The 15,542-nt window shown below is 69.0% G+C and carries 13 protein-coding genes; 8 read left to right on the top strand and 5 right to left on the bottom strand.

Annotation, left to right across the window (positions count from 1 at the left end):
* Positions 1-102: 102 nt before the first annotated feature.
* Entirely contained in the window at positions 103-2,931 is a 2,829-nt protein-coding gene (locus J2S76_RS04410; RefSeq protein WP_307057896.1) for a TIGR02302 family protein, read from the top strand.
* A 155-nt stretch (positions 2,932-3,086) separates the two neighbouring features.
* Here J2S76_RS04410 and hpt read toward each other — a convergent pair whose 3' ends face one another.
* On the bottom strand, positions 3,087-3,674 hold the full coding sequence (gene hpt, locus J2S76_RS04405; protein ID WP_307057894.1) for a hypoxanthine phosphoribosyltransferase: 588 nt from the start codon (positions 3,672-3,674) through the stop codon (positions 3,087-3,089).
* 202 nt (positions 3,675-3,876) lie between these two features.
* On the opposite strand from hpt, the gene ftsE reads away from it, so the two are divergent.
* The 4 genes from ftsE (at position 3,877) to J2S76_RS04385 (ending at position 6,662) form a co-directional block, all read left to right on the top strand.
* A complete protein-coding gene (gene ftsE / locus J2S76_RS04400) occupies positions 3,877-4,536 on the top strand; it encodes a cell division ATP-binding protein FtsE (protein WP_018388144.1) in 660 nt (219 codons plus the stop codon).
* Between the two features lie 34 nt (positions 4,537-4,570).
* Positions 4,571-5,557 (top strand): cell division protein FtsX, encoded by a 987-nt coding sequence (locus J2S76_RS04395; protein ID WP_307057891.1) that lies wholly within the window; start codon positions 4,571-4,573, stop codon positions 5,555-5,557.
* 8 nt (positions 5,558-5,565) lie between these two features.
* On the top strand, positions 5,566-6,249 hold the full coding sequence (locus J2S76_RS04390) for a YdcF family protein (protein WP_307057890.1): 684 nt from the start codon (positions 5,566-5,568) through the stop codon (positions 6,247-6,249).
* A 104-nt stretch (positions 6,250-6,353) separates the two neighbouring features.
* Positions 6,354-6,662, top strand: a complete 309-nt coding sequence (locus J2S76_RS04385) for a hypothetical protein (RefSeq protein WP_307057888.1) — start codon at positions 6,354-6,356, stop codon at positions 6,660-6,662.
* Between the two features lie 21 nt (positions 6,663-6,683).
* Here the strand turns inward: J2S76_RS04385 and J2S76_RS04380 are convergent, their stop codons facing one another.
* The gene (locus J2S76_RS04380) at positions 6,684-7,241 is read right to left on the bottom strand and encodes a gamma-glutamylcyclotransferase (RefSeq protein WP_307059113.1); all 558 of its coding nucleotides are present in this window, start codon (positions 7,239-7,241) and stop codon (positions 6,684-6,686) included.
* A 316-nt stretch (positions 7,242-7,557) separates the two neighbouring features.
* On the opposite strand from J2S76_RS04380, the gene J2S76_RS04375 reads away from it, so the two are divergent.
* Complete coding sequence (locus J2S76_RS04375) at positions 7,558-8,649, top strand: DUF2125 domain-containing protein (protein ID WP_307057886.1); 1,092 nt, start codon at positions 7,558-7,560, stop codon at positions 8,647-8,649.
* Positions 8,650-8,757: 108 nt separating this feature from the next.
* Here J2S76_RS04375 and edd read toward each other — a convergent pair whose 3' ends face one another.
* The 3 genes from edd to zwf form a co-directional block, all read right to left on the bottom strand.
* Positions 8,758-10,596 (bottom strand): phosphogluconate dehydratase, encoded by a 1,839-nt coding sequence (gene edd / locus J2S76_RS04370; protein WP_307057884.1) that lies wholly within the window; start codon positions 10,594-10,596, stop codon positions 8,758-8,760.
* A gap of 91 nt (positions 10,597-10,687) precedes the next feature.
* On the bottom strand, positions 10,688-11,380 hold the full coding sequence (gene pgl, locus J2S76_RS04365; RefSeq protein WP_307057882.1) for a 6-phosphogluconolactonase: 693 nt from the start codon (positions 11,378-11,380) through the stop codon (positions 10,688-10,690).
* A gap of 177 nt (positions 11,381-11,557) precedes the next feature.
* Positions 11,558-13,033 carry a glucose-6-phosphate dehydrogenase gene (zwf, locus tag J2S76_RS04360; protein ID WP_307057881.1) on the bottom strand — a complete coding sequence of 492 codons (1,476 nt, stop codon included), beginning with the start codon at positions 13,031-13,033 and terminating at the stop codon, positions 11,558-11,560.
* 740 nt (positions 13,034-13,773) lie between these two features.
* On the opposite strand from zwf, the gene J2S76_RS04355 reads away from it, so the two are divergent.
* A complete protein-coding gene (locus J2S76_RS04355) occupies positions 13,774-14,784 on the top strand; it encodes a Bug family tripartite tricarboxylate transporter substrate binding protein (protein ID WP_126279467.1) in 1,011 nt (336 codons plus the stop codon).
* Between the two features lie 225 nt (positions 14,785-15,009).
* Complete coding sequence (locus J2S76_RS04350; RefSeq protein ID WP_307057878.1) at positions 15,010-15,510, top strand: tripartite tricarboxylate transporter TctB family protein; 501 nt, start codon at positions 15,010-15,012, stop codon at positions 15,508-15,510.
* Positions 15,511-15,542 lie beyond the last annotated feature (32 nt).

Here is a 15,542-nt window from a genome sequence, read left to right as displayed (position 1 = left end):
GTTGAGCGTGCCCGTTCCGGCGGCAGGGCTGGCGCGCCCGATTGCCCATGTTAAGGTGACGCTGGGGCTGGTGTGGACCTGAGAGCGTCGGAGGTCAGCCGCGTGACGGCAACACCGGAAGGTACGGAAGGCGAGGGCCGCCCGGCTGCGGCCGCTGGCGCGCGCGCCGAGATGGCACGCGCCGGCGAGCGCTGGGCCGCCGAGCAAAACAGTTCTGCCGGGCGCCTCATGGGCGCCGCGCTGCAGCGGGCCTGGGGCGTGCTGCTGTGGGAGCGCGTCTGGCCCGCCATGGTCGCGCTTGGCGCCGCGCTCGGCCTGTTTCTCATCGCCTCCTGGCTCGGCCTCTGGCTGTCGCTGCCGCCCTATGGCCGCATCCTCGGCCTTGTGCTCTTCGCCGCGCTGTTCGCGCTGGCGCTGGTGCCGGCGTTGCGCATTCGGCCGCCTTCGGCCAGCGAGGCGCTGTCGCGGCTCGACCGCGAGAGCCACCTTCCGCACCGGCCGGCCACGGCGCTGTCCGACCATCTCGCCTCCAAGCCCGACGATCCGGTCGGCGCCGCGCTCTGGCGGGCGCATCTGGCGCGAATGTCGGCGCAGATCGGCAGCCTGCGTGTCGGCCTGCCGGCGCCGGGCGTCGCCGCCAAGGATGGGCAGGCGCTGCGGGCGCTGGTGCTGCTCGGGGTGATTGCCACATTCTTCATGGTGCCGGGCGACCATCTGCGCCGCATCGCTGCCGCCTTCGACTGGGCCGAGCTCGTGCCGCCCAAGCCCTATCGCGTCGATGCCTGGGTGACGCCGCCCGGCTATACCGGCCGCGCGCCGATCATGCTGCCGGGCCTGCGCTCGCAGGAAATGGCGCAGGCCGCCGCCGCCGGGCGCGCCGAGGATACGAGCGCGTCCTATGAGGCGAGCGCGATGACCGTGCCGGCCGGCAGCGAGCTGGTGGTGCGGATCATCGGACTGGACGATGCGAGGCTGGTGACGCAGGGCGGCATCGCCGCGGCGCCGCCGAAGGAGAGTGAGACGCCGGCGGCTTCAGGCGCAGCGGCACCGGCGGCCACACCGGCCTCCGCTTCCGCCACCGGCGAGGAGCGGCGCTTCGTCATCGCCAGCGATGGCACGGCCCGGATCGAAGGGCCGGACGGGCGCTTCGTGTCCTGGCATTTCCACGCCCAGCCGGACAACCCGCCGACCATCGAACTGACCAAGGAGCCGCAGGCCTCGGGCAATAACGCGCTGGCGCTGAGCTACAAGGCCGAGGACGATTACGGCATTGCCGGTGCCGAGGCGCGCTTCACCGCCCTGCCGCCGCCCCCGCCCCTGCACGGGCTGAAAAACGCGCCCAAGCCGGCCGAGCCTCGTCCGCTGGTCGAGGCGCCGAACTTTCCGCTGCCGCTGGTCGGCGGCCGCTCCCGGGCGGCGAGCGGGCAGACGACCAAGGACTTCACTGAAAACCCGTGGGCGGGCAGCCGGGTGGAGATGGTTCTGGTGGCGCGCGACCAGGCCGGCAATGTCGGCCAGTCAAAGCCGCGCCGCCTCACCTTGCCGCAGCGCAGCTTCTCCAACCCGCTGGCGCGGGCGCTGATCGACGAGCGGCGGCTCTTGGCGCTCGACGTCAACACGCGCGAACGGGTGCAGGCCGCGCTCGACGCGCTGTCGATCGCGCCGGAGGCTTTCACGCCCGATCCCTCGCAGTACATGGGCCTGCGCACCGCCTCTTTCCGGCTGGCCAATGCCCGCAGCGACGAGGATCTGCGCGGCGTGGTCGACTATCTCTGGGAAGTGGCGGTCCGCATCGAGGATGGCGACCTCTCCGATGTCGAGAAGCGGCTGCGCGACGCCCAGCAGGCGCTGCAGAACGCGCTGGAGAACAACGCCCCGGACGAGGAGATCCAGAAGCTGGCGCAGGAACTGCGCGAGGCGATGAACGAGTTCATGAAGGCGCTCGCCCAGGAGGCGCAGCGCAATCAAAATCGCGCCGACGCCAACCAGCCGGCCGATCCCAACACCCGCACGGTCCGCCCGCAGGACCTGCAGAAGATGCTCGACCGCATCGAGGACATGGCGAAGAACGGCGCCCGCGACGCGGCGCGGCAGATGCTGAGCGAGCTGCAGAACATGCTGAACGGCCTGCAGGCCGGCCGGCAGCAGCAGCGCCAGCAGGGCCAGAGCCAGATGTCGCAGTCGATGGACCAGCTCGGCGACATGATCCGCCGGCAGCAGCAGCTGCGCGACCGCACCTTCAAGGAAGGGCGCGAGGGCCAGCAGGACCAGGCGTTCAACGAGCTGAAGCAGAACCAGGAGCAACTGCGCGAGCAGCTGCGCCAGCTGCGCGAGAAGATGCAGCAGGCCATGCGCGAGCAGGGCCAGCAGGGTCAGCAAGGCCAGCAAGGTCAGCAAGGCCAGCAAGGTCAGCAAGGTCAACAGGGCCAGCAGGGGCAGGGCCAGCAGGGTCAGGGCCAGCAAGGGCAGGGTCAGGGTCAGGGCCAACAGGGTCAGCAGGGGCAGGGCCGAGGCCAGGGCCAGGGCATGCCGGGCGACGGCGGCTTCGCCCAGGCCGAGCAGGCGATGCGCGAGGCCGAGCAGGCGCTCGGCGAGGGCGACGGCACCGGCGCGGTCGATGCGCAAAGCGAGGCGCTGCAGGCGCTGCGTCGCGGCGCCCAGCAGATGGCCGAGGCGATGCAGCAACAGCAGGGCGAGCCCGGCGGCGAGGGGCCGGGCGGCCCCTCCGGCCAGACCGCCGAGCGCACCGACCCGCTCGGCCGGCCGATGCGCTCGCGCGACTATGGCGACGACAACACGGTGAAGGTGCCGGAAGAGATCGACATGCAGCGCGCCCGCCGGGTGCTGGAGGAGCTGCGCCGCCGCTTCGGCGAGCCCGACCGGCCGCGGCTTGAACTCGACTATCTGGAGCGGCTGCTGCGCGACTTCTGATGCGGCCCGCCGCGTGCCCGACACGCGTCCCGGACGGCGACCCCGCTCCGGGCTCGTCACGACGTCATCGTCGGCAGAGCCCGGCGAGCCGCTCCGGTCGCACCGCTGCCCGTGGCGCCGGGATGCGGGTGCGGGGCTGCGAGCGGCCGCGGTTGCTATTTCTCCGCGTCGGGGATGTAGCCGATGAAGGGCAGCTGGCGGAACGCATGCGAGACGTCCATGCCATAGCCGACGACGAAATAGTCCGGGCAGGGAAAGCCGACGAAATCCGCCGTGATCTGCACCGCGCGCTTATGCGGCTTTTCCAGCAGCACGGCGACCATGACCCGCCGGGCGCCGCGCGCCGCCAGCAGGTCCTTGGCGAAGGCCAGGGTGCGGCCGGATTCGAGAATGTCGTCGATCAGCAGCACGTCGCGCCCGCGCACATCGGTCTCGATGTCGCGCAGCACTGTCACCTGGCCGGAAGAAACGCGCGCGTCGCGATAGCTCGACAGGGTGATGAACTCCACCTCCGGCGCCAGCCCGGCATGGTGCATGGCGCGGATGAGATCGGCGGCGAAGACGAAGCTGCCCTTCAGCACCGCGATGACCACCAGCTTTTCCGGCGCGGCCGCGACGATCTCGTCCACCAGCTCGCGGTTGCGGGCGGCGATAGTCTCGGCGTCGAACAGCACCTCGATCCGGGCATCGCGATAGGCGGGTCCGGCGTCGGTGGTGGTCGGGGCGGCATTTTCTTGCGTCATCGGCTTCCTCTCGCGCGGCAGGTGGCGCACGCTGCTGGCGCACCCTGTGCTTTGCCGGCAGGATGAACGGGCCGTCCTCGCACGTCCAGCGGGGTTTCCCGTTACCGGGCGGCATGCCCGTCTTTTGCGACGGCGCGCACACGCTATGTTAGAGGTCGCGGCATCAGAATCAGCGGGGGTCCCTCCGCCGAAGGATTGAGTCTTGGTTCGCTTCGAAAATGTCGGCCTGCGCTACGGCATGGGCCCGGAAGTGCTGCGGGATGTCACTTTCGGCATTCCCCCGCATTCCTTCCAGTTCCTCACCGGCCCCTCCGGTGCGGGCAAGACCACGCTGCTGCGGCTGCTTTTCCTGTCGCTGCGGCCGACGCGCGGCCTTGTCACGGTCTTCGGCCGCGATGCCGCCAAGCTCGCCCCCGACGAGACGGCGGCGCTGCGCCAGCGCATCGGCATCGTGTTCCAGGATTTCCGGCTGCTCGATCATCTCAGCACCTATGAGAATGTCGCCCTGCCGCTGCGGGTGCAGGGGCGCGAGGAGGCGACCTATCGCGCCGAAGTGACCGAGCTTCTGCACTGGGTGGGGCTGGGCGAGCGCATGCATGTGCTGCCCCCCGTGCTCTCGGGCGGCGAGAAGCAGCGCGCGGCCATCGCGAGGGCGCTGATCAGCCGGCCGGAAATCCTGCTGGCCGACGAGCCCACCGGCAATGTCGATCCCAGCCTGGCGCGCCGTTTGCTGCGCCTGTTCCTCGAACTGCACAAGAGCGGCACCTCGGTTCTCATCGCCACCCATGACATCGGGCTGATGGACCAGTTCGACGCGCGCCGGCTCGTCATCAATCAGGGGCGCCTGACCGTCTATGACTGAACATCGACCCACGGCATCAGGACGGCTGGCGGCGATGGCCGGGCGCTTGCGCGCCCCGGCCATCGCCGGCGCCGAGCCGGCGGCAAAGCCCGGCCCGGCCCGCGCCAGCCAGAACCCGCCGACCAAATCGGCGACGCAGCGCCCGATCGTGCCCAGCGCGACGGTGACGGCGCGGGCGCTGATCGCGGTGATCGCGATCATGACCTTTCTGGCCGGCATCACCATCGGCGCGGTCTCCGCGGTGAGCAATGTCGCGGCGGAATGGACCGCCGACATCGCCCGCGAGGCGACGATCGAGATCAAGCCGGGCGACGGGCTCGATATTGAGGCCGCACTCGCCAAGGCGGTGGAGCTGGCGAAGGCGACGCCCGGCGTGGCGGGCGCGCAGGCGCTTGACCCCGCCGCGACCTCCAAGCTGCTGGAGCCGTGGCTCGGCACCGGGCTGGACCTTGCCAATTTGCCGGTGCCCCGGCTGGTGACGGTGACGCTCGCCGGCACGGCCGATGCGCAGACGCTGCCGGCCCTGCGCGCCGAGCTGGCCCGGCAGGTGCCTTCCGCCACGCTCGACGACCACCGGGTCTGGGCCGAGCGGCTGGCCACCACCACGCGCACGGCGATGGCGATCGGGCTCGCCGTGCTGGCGCTGGTCGCCACCGCCACCGTGCTGTGCGTGACGGTGGCCACCCGCGCGGCGGTGGACGCCGCCCGCTTTGTGGTGGAGGTGCTGCATTTCGTCGGGGCGCGGGACACCTTCATCGTCTCGGAGTTCCAGCGCCATTTCCTCACCGTCGGGCTCAAGGGCGCGGCCATTGGCGGCGGCGCGGCGATCGCGCTGTTCTTCCTCGGCTCGACCCTGCCGTCCTGGCTGAGCTTCGACCAGCAGATCGACACGCTGGTGGGGGCGATGACGATCGACGCGCGCGGCTATGGCGGCATTGTCGGCGTCGCGGTGCTGGTGGCGCTGGTGACGACTCTCACCTCGCGCCTCACCGTCTACCGCACCTTGCGCGGCATCAGCTAGGCACCGCCGTGGCCACGCTCTCCCCCACCGATCCCGCGAAAGCGCCGGCCCGGCCGGCCCGCCGCCGCCTGATGCGCCTCATCATGATACTTGCCGCCGTGCCGCTGGTGGCGTTTCTCGCCGTGCTGGCCGGCTTCGCCGTTTTCGTCGCCGGGATCGAGGGGCGCGAGGCGCAGGCCGGGCGGCGCGCCGACGGCATCGTGGTGCTGACCGGCGGGTCCGAGCGCATTGTCGAGGCCACCAATCTCCTGCTCGAAGGGCGGGGCAAGCGGCTGCTCATCACCGGCGTGCACCCCGACACCACGCTGGACGAAATCGTGCGGACCGTGCCGGCGACGCGCGAGGCGCTGGAATGCTGCGTCGAACTGGGCCGCTCGGCGTTGAACACCCAAGGCAACGCCATCGAGACCGGGGAATGGGCGCGGGCCAACCATTTCCGCTCGCTTCTGGTGGTGACGTCGGCCTGGCACATGCCGCGCGCGCTGGTGGAACTGCGCCGCACCACGGCGGGGATCACCCTCGTGCCCTATCCTGTCGTGCCGCGGCGGACGGAGGGTGGCCCGGCGCCGCTCGCCAGCCTGCGGCTGCTGGGGATCGAATATGTGAAGTTCCTCGCCGCCTCTCTCGGGGTGCGTGCCTGGCCGGCGGTGACATCGCAACTGCGTGATCCGGGGCGGTCGCCACCCCCCTGAGAGGGGCTGTCAAGGGAACCTTCAGCATCTTTGCGGATTCCTCCACAGGCAGAGTTGACGCCGCAACCAGATGTTCTAGATTTGTTCCCATGATGACACGCGACATGCACCGCTTTGATTCGCTTGAGGACGCCGGGCCGCTCAGCGCCAGCGGTTTGCTGGCGCGGCGCTTCCGTCTCTGGCGCGGCACGGATGGCCGCCGGCAGATGTATTCCGTCTATGCCGCCGATGAGGCGCCCGACTATCCCGCCGCCGTCGCTATCGCGGTGCGGATGGAAGGCACGCGCCGCATTCCGGTGTGGACCGGGCCGGCCGGGGCCAAGGCCCGCAGCGCCGCCATGGCCACCGGGGCACAGGAAATCCATCTGCGCATTCTCCCCGATGCCGAGAGCGGCGCGCTCGCCCCGATGTGAGCGCCGGAGCGCACAAAGCGCTCAGAGCCGCTCCACCAGCCAGTGTAGCTCTGGATCGCGGATGCCGAGTTCGGCCAGATGCTGGGCAGTGGCGGTGACATAATCGGCATTCGGCCCGCCTATGCCGTGGCCCTGCCGGATCAGATGCAGCCGCTCCTCGGCGCTGAGGCGTCCGGCATATTGCGCATGGCCGCGATCGACCAGAAACACCACGGCCGGCACGGCGCGTTCGCTGCCATCTTTCAGCCAGACCCGGCGCACCGCCTCGCGATAGATGTTCGTCACCTGCTCGCGTTCGCGCAGATAGGCAAGGGTGGCCTCCGCCGTATCCGGCGCCACGCGGAAGGCGATGCCGACGCAGGCGCCGCCGCGATCGAGGCCGAGCACGAGGCCGGGCTTTTCCGGCGTTCCCCGCCAGTGCACGGATTTGACACAGAAGGAACGGTGCGCGCCGATCAGCTTGCCCGGCACCCGCTCCTCATAGGCAAAGCCCGGATTCCACATCAGCGAGCCATAGCCGAACACCCAGAGTGGTTCGCCGGGCGCGGGAGGATGGGCGAGGAGGCCGGCGGCGGGCATGGCGGGCACCTGCAGAAGGGTGGAATCGGGCGAGGACGGCAACAGGCTTCTGCTTGCGCGAGCCGGCGGCAGGGCGCAAGGGGCGCGCGCCACCTGGAGCACGACCTGGAGCACGTCCGGTGAAAGCCGGTCCACCGGACGAGCTCCAGGTTTTGTCGCTACGCCTATTCTTCACGCGAACCGGAACCCACTTGGCGCGAAATGCTCTAAGAAAAGCCGGTGTCGGCGCCCGTGCCCATCCCCGCCCGGCGCCCCGCCTTAAGCCTGCCGCATCGGCGGCAGAGCGTGCGCCGCCCGAAATCCCTGGAGTTGCTGCATGAGCGTGTCCGACCTTCCCCCCGATCCTGCCGCGTCCCGGCGCCGCCGCTGGCTGATCGCGCTGCCTTTCACGCTTCTCGTCGTGCTCGGCATCGGCTGGTCGTTCGCCTGGAACTGGGGCGCCCAGCGTGCGGCGGCGGAGGTTGATGCCTGGATCGCGCGCGAGGCGACGGAGGGGCGGGTGTGGAACTGCGCCAGCCGCGAATTCGGTGGCTTTCCCTTCCGGTTCGAGCTGATCTGCGCCGCGCCCAGCGTGACCTTCGCCGGCCCCACGGCGTGGACCGCCCGCATGACCCGCGCCCATGCGGTGGCGCAGGTGTGGAATCCCCGCCACCTCATCGCCGAGTTCGAGGGGCCCTCCGTGCTGACGGAAACCGCGACCGGCCGCGAGATCACCGCCAACTGGTCGCTGCTGCAGGTGAGCGGTGTCGGCCGCGAGGGGCAGGCCGAGCGTGTCTCGATCGCCGCCAATGACTACACGCTGGCTGAAGGCGGCACGACGGTGTTCTCCGCCCGCCATGCGGAGCTGCATGTGCGCCACCACCCCGGCGAGGCCGCGGGCACGCTGGACATCGCCTTCGGCTTCACCGGCGCCAGCGGCATGGCGCTGACCACCCCGCAGGCGCGCACCTCCGGCGTCGCGATGGCGCAGGCGGCGGCTCTGGCCGCCAAGTCGATCGACGGCGAAGTGCAGGCGAGCGTGACGCAGGTGCCGCCCTTCCGCACCATGTCGGCGGCCGAGCGACTTGCGCTTTGGCAGCAAGCCGGCGGGCGGATCGACCTGGAGCTGGCGCGCATCACCGGCGGCGGCGGCGCGCTCAGCGCCTCGGGCGATCTCGGCCTTGACGCGCAGCGCCGCCCGGACGGCCGGCTCGACCTCGCCGTGGTGAAGGCGCAGCCCCTGTTCGCCGCCATGGCGGAGGCGGGGCTGATGCCCGATTTCCTGGCCAATCTCGCCCCGGCCATGATGATGGCGGGGATGCCAACCACCGTGGACGGGCAGAAGGCGAGTTCATTCCCCTTCGCCTTCCGCGACGGACGGGTGATGCTCGGCGTGCTCCCGCTCGGCAAGATCGGCCCGCTGTACTGAGCTGTCATGCGTCATCCCGGACGGCCATGGGCCGACCCGGGATCGCACGGGCGGACGGACGCTCCCGGCTCGGCGGCGGCGCCGCCGGCCGGGACGAGGCTTTCCGGCTCACACCGCGAAGATGCTCGCGCCCGTATCCGCCGTGCCGACAGCGGCGCGGAAGGCGGCGAACAGTTCGCGCCCGACGCCGACATGCGAGGGGGCGAGATTGGCGGAGGCGGGCGCCCGCTCGGCCCAGATTTCCGGCTCGACCAGAATCTTCAGCGTGCCGTTGACCGCGTCGAGCCGGATCATGTCGCCATTGCGGATCAGCGCGATGGCGCCGCCATCGGCGGCTTCCGGGGTGACGTGGATGGCCGCCGGCACCTTGCCGGACGCGCCCGACAGCCGGCCATCGGTGACGAGCGCGACCTTGTGGCCACGGTCCTGTAGCACGCCCAGCGGCGGCATCAGCTTGTGCAACTCCGGCATGCCATTGGCCTTCGGCCCCTGGAAGCGCACCACGGCGATGAAATCGCCGGTGAGCGACCCCGCCTTGAACGCCGCCTGGAGTTCCTCCTGGCTGTGGAAGACGCGGGCGGGTGCCTCGATGATGTGGCGCTCCGGCGCAATGGCGGAGGTCTTGATGACAGCCCGGCCAAGCTCGCCGGCGAGCAGCCTCAGCCCGCCCGTCTGTTGGAACGGCGCCTTGGCGCCGCGCAGCACCGCCTGGTCGCCGCTCGCCGTGGTGCCTTCGCGCCAGCCCAGCGTGCCGTCCGGGTTCAGCATCGGCTCCTGCGTGTAGGCGTCGAGCCCGCCGCCCCACACGGTTTCCACATCAGCGTGCAGCTTGCCGTCGGCGAGGAGCTCGCCAATGACAAAGCCCATGCCGCCGGCGGCGTGGAAATGGTTCACGTCGGCCTTGCCATTGGGGTAGACGCGGCAGAGTAGCGGGGTGACGTCGGCGAGATCGGAGAAATCGTCCCAGCTGAGGCGGATGCCCGCCGCCGCCGCCATGGCGACGATGTGCAGCGTGTGATTGGTGGAGCCGCCGGTGGCGTGCAGGCCGACAATGCCGTTCACGAACGCCTTCTCGTCCAGCATCCGGCCAACCGGCACATAATCATTGCCGAGCGCGGTCATCGCCATGGCGCGCTCCGCCGCCGCCGTGGTCAGCGCGTCGCGCAGCGGCGTGTTGGGGTTGACGAAGGAGGCTCCGGGCAGATGCAGGCCCATGATCTCCATCATCATCTGGTTGGTGTTTGCGGTGCCGTAGAAGGTGCAGGTGCCCGGCCCGTGATAGGACTGGCTCTCGGCCTCCATCAGCGCGTCGCGGCCGACCTTTCCTTCGGCGAAGAGCTGGCGGATCTTGGCCTTCTCGTCATTGGGCAGGCCCGAGGTCATCGGCCCGGCGGGGATGAACACCGCCGGCAGATGGCCGAAGGACAGCGCGCCGATGACGAGGCCGGGCACGATCTTGTCGCAGATGCCCAGAAACACGGCGGCGTCGAAGGTCTGGTGCGAGAGGGCGACGGCGGTGGAGAGCGCGATGACGTCGCGCGAGAACAGCGACAATTCCATGCCGGCCTCGCCCTGGGTGACGCCGTCGCACATGGCGGGCACGCCGCCGGCCACCTGCGCCGTGCCGCCGGCGCGGCGCGCCGCCGCGCGGATCAGCTCGGGATAGGTTTCATAGGGCTGGTGGGCGGAGAGCATGTCGTTATAGGCGGTGACGATGCCGAGATTGGCGCCCGCGCCCTCGCGCAGCATGGACTTGTCGGAGGGGCCGCAGGCGGCGAAGCCGTGCGCCTGGTTGGCGCAGCCGAGCTTCGACCGGGTCGGCCCGCGCTCGGCCGCCAGGGCGATCCGCTCCAGATAACGCGCGCGGGCGTCGCGCGAGCGCACCGCGATGCGCTCCGTGACCTCGCCGATGCGGGCATTCACGCTGGATGGGATGGCATGGGCCATGCGGCTCTCCTCAGAAGCGTCAGCGGCCGGCACTCCGGCCGCTCCTTGGTGGCCGGCGGCCCGGGCGGGTCGCCGGAGGGGTGTGCCGGTGTCAGGGGCACCAGAAGATGTCGAGCCCGGGCTTGGCCCGCAGCACGGCGCGGATGGGCATCTCGGTCGCCGGGCCCTCGCCCAGCGCCTTTTCCAGCACCGGCTTCTTCGCCTCGCCCTCAATGTGCAGGGCGAGCGCGTCGGCGCCCAGCAGCACCGGCAGGGTGAGGGTGATGCGCGGCTCGCCGGCATCGGGCGCTCGCATCGGAAGGAGGCCGAGCGCCGCGTCGGGGTCGATCGCCTCTTCCAGATGGTCGCCATTGGGGAAGAAGGAGGCGGTGTGGCCGTCATCGCCCATGCCGAGAATGGCGCAGGCAAGCGGCCAAGACATTTCCTCCAGCGCCTCGTTGACGGCGAACAGGCCATCTTCCGGCGTGGGGGCATCATTGGCGAGTGGCACGAATTTGGCGGCGGCCGCCTTGTTCTGCAGCAGGTGCTGACGCACCAGTCGGGCGTTGGAGCGATCCGAGGTCTCGCGCACCCAGCGCTCGTCCACCAGGGTGATGGCGATCTTGTCCCAGGGCAGATCGCGGGTGGAGAGTTCCTCGAAGAAGCGGGTGGGGGTGCGCCCGCCGGAAACCGCGAGGCTGGCATAGCCGCTGCGGGCGACGCGCGCGCTCAGCGCGGCGGCGACGAAATCGGCCACGGCGCGCGCCACCTCGGCGCTGTCCTTCAGTTCATGCAGTTCCGGCATGCGTCTGCGTGCTCCCTCTCGTGCCGGCCCGAAGCCGGCTCCTGTACCCATGGCGGCGGCGGTGCGCCGTCCGCCCGAGTATAGGGCAGTTGTGCGACGACCGGAGGCCGGTCGCCACACGTCTGATTGAGCGCCCACACGTCCCGGCGGGGCGCCGTCTTTCAGCCGAAGGCGCCGTCAGGCGCCGTCTTCCAACCACGTGCGGCCGTCGCGCTCGATCAGGGCGATGGCGGCCGAGGGGCCCCAGGTGCCGGCGGTGTAGGGGCGCGGCGGCTCCTTGGCGCTGCGCCAGGCCTGCAGGATCGGGTCCACCCATTTCCACGCCGCCTCGACCTCGTCGCGGCGCATGAACAGGGTCTGGTTGCCGCGCACCACGTCGAGGATGAGACGCTCATAGGCGTCCGGGTTGCGGACCTTGAACGCCTTGGCGAAGCTCATGTCGAGCGGCACATGGGTGAGGCGGATGCCGCCGGGGCCGGGATCCTTGATCATCAGCCACAGCTTCACGCCCTCGTCCGGCTGCAGGCGGATGACCAGCCGGTTCGATTCGATCGGCCCGACATTGGCGTCGAACACCGAATGCGGCACCGGCTTGAAGCCAACCACGATTTCCGAGACGCGCGAGGCGAGCCGCTTGCCGGTGCGCAGATAGAAGGGCACGCCGGCCCAGCGCCAGTTCTCCACCTCCGCCTTCACGGCGACGAAGGTTTCGGTGCTGCTGGTGGAGGAGCCGAGCTCGTCGAGATAGCCGGCCACCGCCCCGCCCGCCGAGGCGCCGGCGCGGTACTGGCCGCGCACGGTGACGGCCGCCATGTTCTGGTCGTCGATCGGCTTGAGGGCGCGCAGCACCTTCAGCTTCTCGTCGCGCACCGCATCGGCGTCGAGCGAGGCGGGCGGCTCCATGGCGACGAGGCAGAGCAGCTGGAGGATGTGGTTCTGCACCATGTCGCGCATGGCGCCCGCGGTGTCGTAATAGCCGGCCCGCTCCTCGACGCCGAGCGCCTCGGCCACCGTGATCTGCACATGGTCGATGTGGGCGTTGTTCCACAGCGGCTCGAACAGGGCATTGGCGAAGCGCAGCGCCATCAGGTTCTGCACCGTCTCCTTGCCCAGATAATGGTCGATGCGGTAGACGCGATCTTCCGGGAAGATGCGGCCGACCTGCTCGTTAAGCGCGACGGCGGACTTCAGGTCCTTGCCGATCGGCTTCTCGATGACGACGCGGCCATTGCGGGAGAGCCCGTATTTGCCCAGCCGCTCGCAGATCGGCCCGAACAGATGCGGCGCCGTGGCGAGATAATAGACCGGGATATGCTCCGGGAAGGCCTCGACGCGCTGCGCCAGCTCCGGCCAGCCGCCATCGGCGTCGGCATCGGCGGCGACGTAAGAGAGGCGCGCGAGGAAACGCTCCACCTCCGGCCCTTCCAGCTCGCTCGCCGGAATATGGTCGCTGAGCGCCTGGCGGGCGAAGGCACGGAACTGGTCGTCGCTCAGCGCGCGGCGCGAGACGCCGATGATGGTGGCGTCGTCGGGTATCTGCCCGTCGAGGTCGCGGTGAAAGAGCGCCGGAATGAGCTTGCGGCGGGCGAGGTCGCCGGTCGCCCCGAAGACGGTGAGGGTGAAGGGAGCCACCGGAATCACGCGGCTGGTCATTTGGACAGTGTCTCCGTGGTGTCCCGTGGCCGGGACGGGAGGTGGGTCGCTCCGTTTCGCGCCGTCGCCGGCACGGGAGCCGTTTCACATGACTCCTAGCAAAAACGATTCCGCGCCGCGACCCGGCGCGAGCGGTAGGGGCGGTGTTGTCCCGATCTGCCGTGCGATGGCAGGTGAAGACGCCGGTCAGAAACGCCGGGAATCCATCGCCCGCTTCCGCACGCCTGTGTTGCACCGCAACAATATGGCGACAAAGTGGGCGAGCTTGGGGCAAAATCGGGCGAAGTGAGGATGCTCATGTATTCGCGCGGCCCGGCTTGCTCCCGGCTTGGAAGCCGCCGCTGGCGGCTTCCCCAGCATCCGCAGGGCCGGGGGCGCGGAGGCCCCGCGGCAGAAGCCCGCAAAAAAAGGCTTTTGGGTCAATGGTTTGATTAATAACGTATTCAAGGACACATTATGAATTATTAGGTATACCAAAATCGGTATGCCAGATACAAAATAATCGGAATACGTAATACCAGTTGACCTTGCGATGCAACATTGAACTTTAGAATTAGCACTTGGCTTGGGCTTATTCTTGGTACAAGTTATTCCACAGAATATCCGGCGGAGAGACATACAAGAAGTCCCCGGTTATCGAGGTCTCGCCCCGTCCTTCGGACGCGAGGAGAGGCCCAAGCAAAGAGCCGACCATCCAATGAGTCGGCCGTTCGCCAAACCCTTTGGGAAGGAAACGCCAAATGAAACATCTGCATGCTCTCGGCCTCGGTGCCGTGACCGCTCTTGGCATGACGGCCCTGTCCATGCTGCCCGCCGCGGCCGCCTGGGAACCCACCAAGCCGGTCGAATTCATCGTGCCCGCCGGCACCGGCGGCGGCGCCGACCAGATGGCCCGCACGCTCCAGGGCATCATCGCCAAGCATGACCTGATGTCGACCCAGCTGGTCGTCATCAACAAGTCCGGCGGCGCCGGCGGCGAGGGCTTCCTCGACGTGAAGAGCAACAAGGGCAATCCGCACAAGATCGTCATCTCGCTCTCCAACCTGTTCACCACCCCGCTCGCCACCGGCATTCCCTTCAACTGGAAGGACCTGACCCCGGTCGCCATGCTGGCGCTGGACGAGTTCGTGCTCTGGGTGAACGCCCAGGAGCCCTACAAGACCGCGCAGGAATATGAGGCCGCGATCAAGGCCGCCCCGGACAACACCTTCAAGATGGGTGGCACGGGCTCCAAGCAGGAAGACCAGATCATCACCGTCGCCATCCAGAAGGCGCTGGGCAAGAAGCTGACCTACATCCCCTACAAGGGCGGCGGCGAAGTGGCCGTGCAGCTGGTCGGCGGGCACATCAATTCGAGCGTGAACAACCCGATCGAGGCCGTCTCGCAGTGGCGCGGCGACAAGGTTCGTCCGCTCTGCGTGTTCGACTCCAAGCCGCTTCCCTACACCGACAAGATCCAGGGCGACCTGTCCTGGTCCTCGGTGCCGACCTGCAAGTCGGCCGGCCTCGACGTGGAATATCTGATGCTGCGCGGCGTCTTCATGCCCCCGGGCGTGACCGACGAGCAGGTCGCCTACTTCGTCGAACTGTTCAAGAAGGTTCGCGAGACCCCCGAGTGGAAGCAGCTCATGAAGGATGGCGCCTTCAACCAGACCTTCATGGCCGGTGACGAGTTCAAGGCCTGGCTCGATCAGGCTGAGACGACCCACAAGGGCCTGATGCAGGAAGCGGGCTTCATCGCCGGCAACTGATGCGCCCCGACAGGCGCGCACGCCCGAGAACAGTCGGCCGATAGCCGGCTGCGGAATCTGCGACAAGCGTGGAAACACGGCGAAGGGCGGGGGACCGAAGGGTCCTCCGCCTGGCCGCCCCCGGGCCTGCGACGAATATCTCACCAGCGATAGAGCCTCAAACGTGCCGCCGACGGGGTTGTCCCGCCGGGTGGTCCTTTGCGCGGAAATTTTCGGAGAATCTTGATGGAACAGGCTCATCACGGAGCCGCAGCGGGACCCAAGCAACGTGCCGTCGAGATCGGCACGGCACTGCTGACCATGCTGTTCGGCCTCATCGTCATTTATGGCAGCGTCATCGTCGGCTACGGCTGGGGTTCGGATGGTCCGCAGGCCGGCTTCTTTCCCTTCTATGTCGGGCTCATCATCTGCATCTGCAGCCTGATCAACCTGGTCATGGCGCTTCGCACGGAGGCCACGGGCCTGTTCGCCGAATGGGGCCAGCTCGGCCAGGTGCTGCGGGTGCTCATTCCGGCGACGATTTATGTCGTGCTGATCCCGTTTCTCGGCATCTACCTTCCGTCGTTCCTGCTGATCGTCGTGTTCATGACCTGGCTGGGCAAATACGGCTTCCCGCTCTCGCTGGCGGTGGCTGTCGGTGTGCCGGCGTTCTTCTACCTGACGCTTGAGCGCTGGTTCCTGATCCCCCTCCCCAAGGGGCCGATCGAAGCAATGCTCGGACTCTGAACGCCAACAGATAAGACGGGGCCGGTTGCGGC

Source organism: Ancylobacter vacuolatus (assembly GCF_030813595.1).
GTDB classification, from domain to species: Bacteria; Pseudomonadota; Alphaproteobacteria; order Rhizobiales; family Xanthobacteraceae; genus Ancylobacter; species Ancylobacter vacuolatus.
The sequence above is the reverse complement of the archived record's forward strand: the minus strand, read 5'-3'. Positions and strand labels throughout refer to the sequence as shown.

Coding starts and splice junctions, on each gene's coding strand:
- J2S76_RS04395 (WP_307057891.1), top strand. CDS start 4,571: ATGGCCGGGCGCTTGCGCGCCCCGGCCATCGCCGGCGCCGAGCCGGCG.
- J2S76_RS04385 (WP_307057888.1), top strand. CDS start 6,354: ATGCACCGCTTTGATTCGCTTGAGGACGCCGGGCCGCTCAGCGCCAGC.
- J2S76_RS04355 (WP_126279467.1), top strand. CDS start 13,774: ATGAAACATCTGCATGCTCTCGGCCTCGGTGCCGTGACCGCTCTTGGC.
- edd (WP_307057884.1), bottom strand. CDS start 10,596: ATGGCCCATGCCATCCCATCCAGCGTGAATGCCCGCATCGGCGAGGTC.
- J2S76_RS04380 (WP_307059113.1), bottom strand. CDS start 7,241: ATGCCCGCCGCCGGCCTCCTCGCCCATCCTCCCGCGCCCGGCGAACCA.
- zwf (WP_307057881.1), bottom strand. CDS start 13,033: ATGACCAGCCGCGTGATTCCGGTGGCTCCCTTCACCCTCACCGTCTTC.
- hpt (WP_307057894.1), bottom strand. CDS start 3,674: ATGACGCAAGAAAATGCCGCCCCGACCACCACCGACGCCGGACCCGCC.
- J2S76_RS04350 (WP_307057878.1), top strand. CDS start 15,010: ATGGAACAGGCTCATCACGGAGCCGCAGCGGGACCCAAGCAACGTGCC.
- pgl (WP_307057882.1), bottom strand. CDS start 11,380: ATGCCGGAACTGCATGAACTGAAGGACAGCGCCGAGGTGGCGCGCGCC.
- J2S76_RS04375 (WP_307057886.1), top strand. CDS start 7,558: ATGAGCGTGTCCGACCTTCCCCCCGATCCTGCCGCGTCCCGGCGCCGC.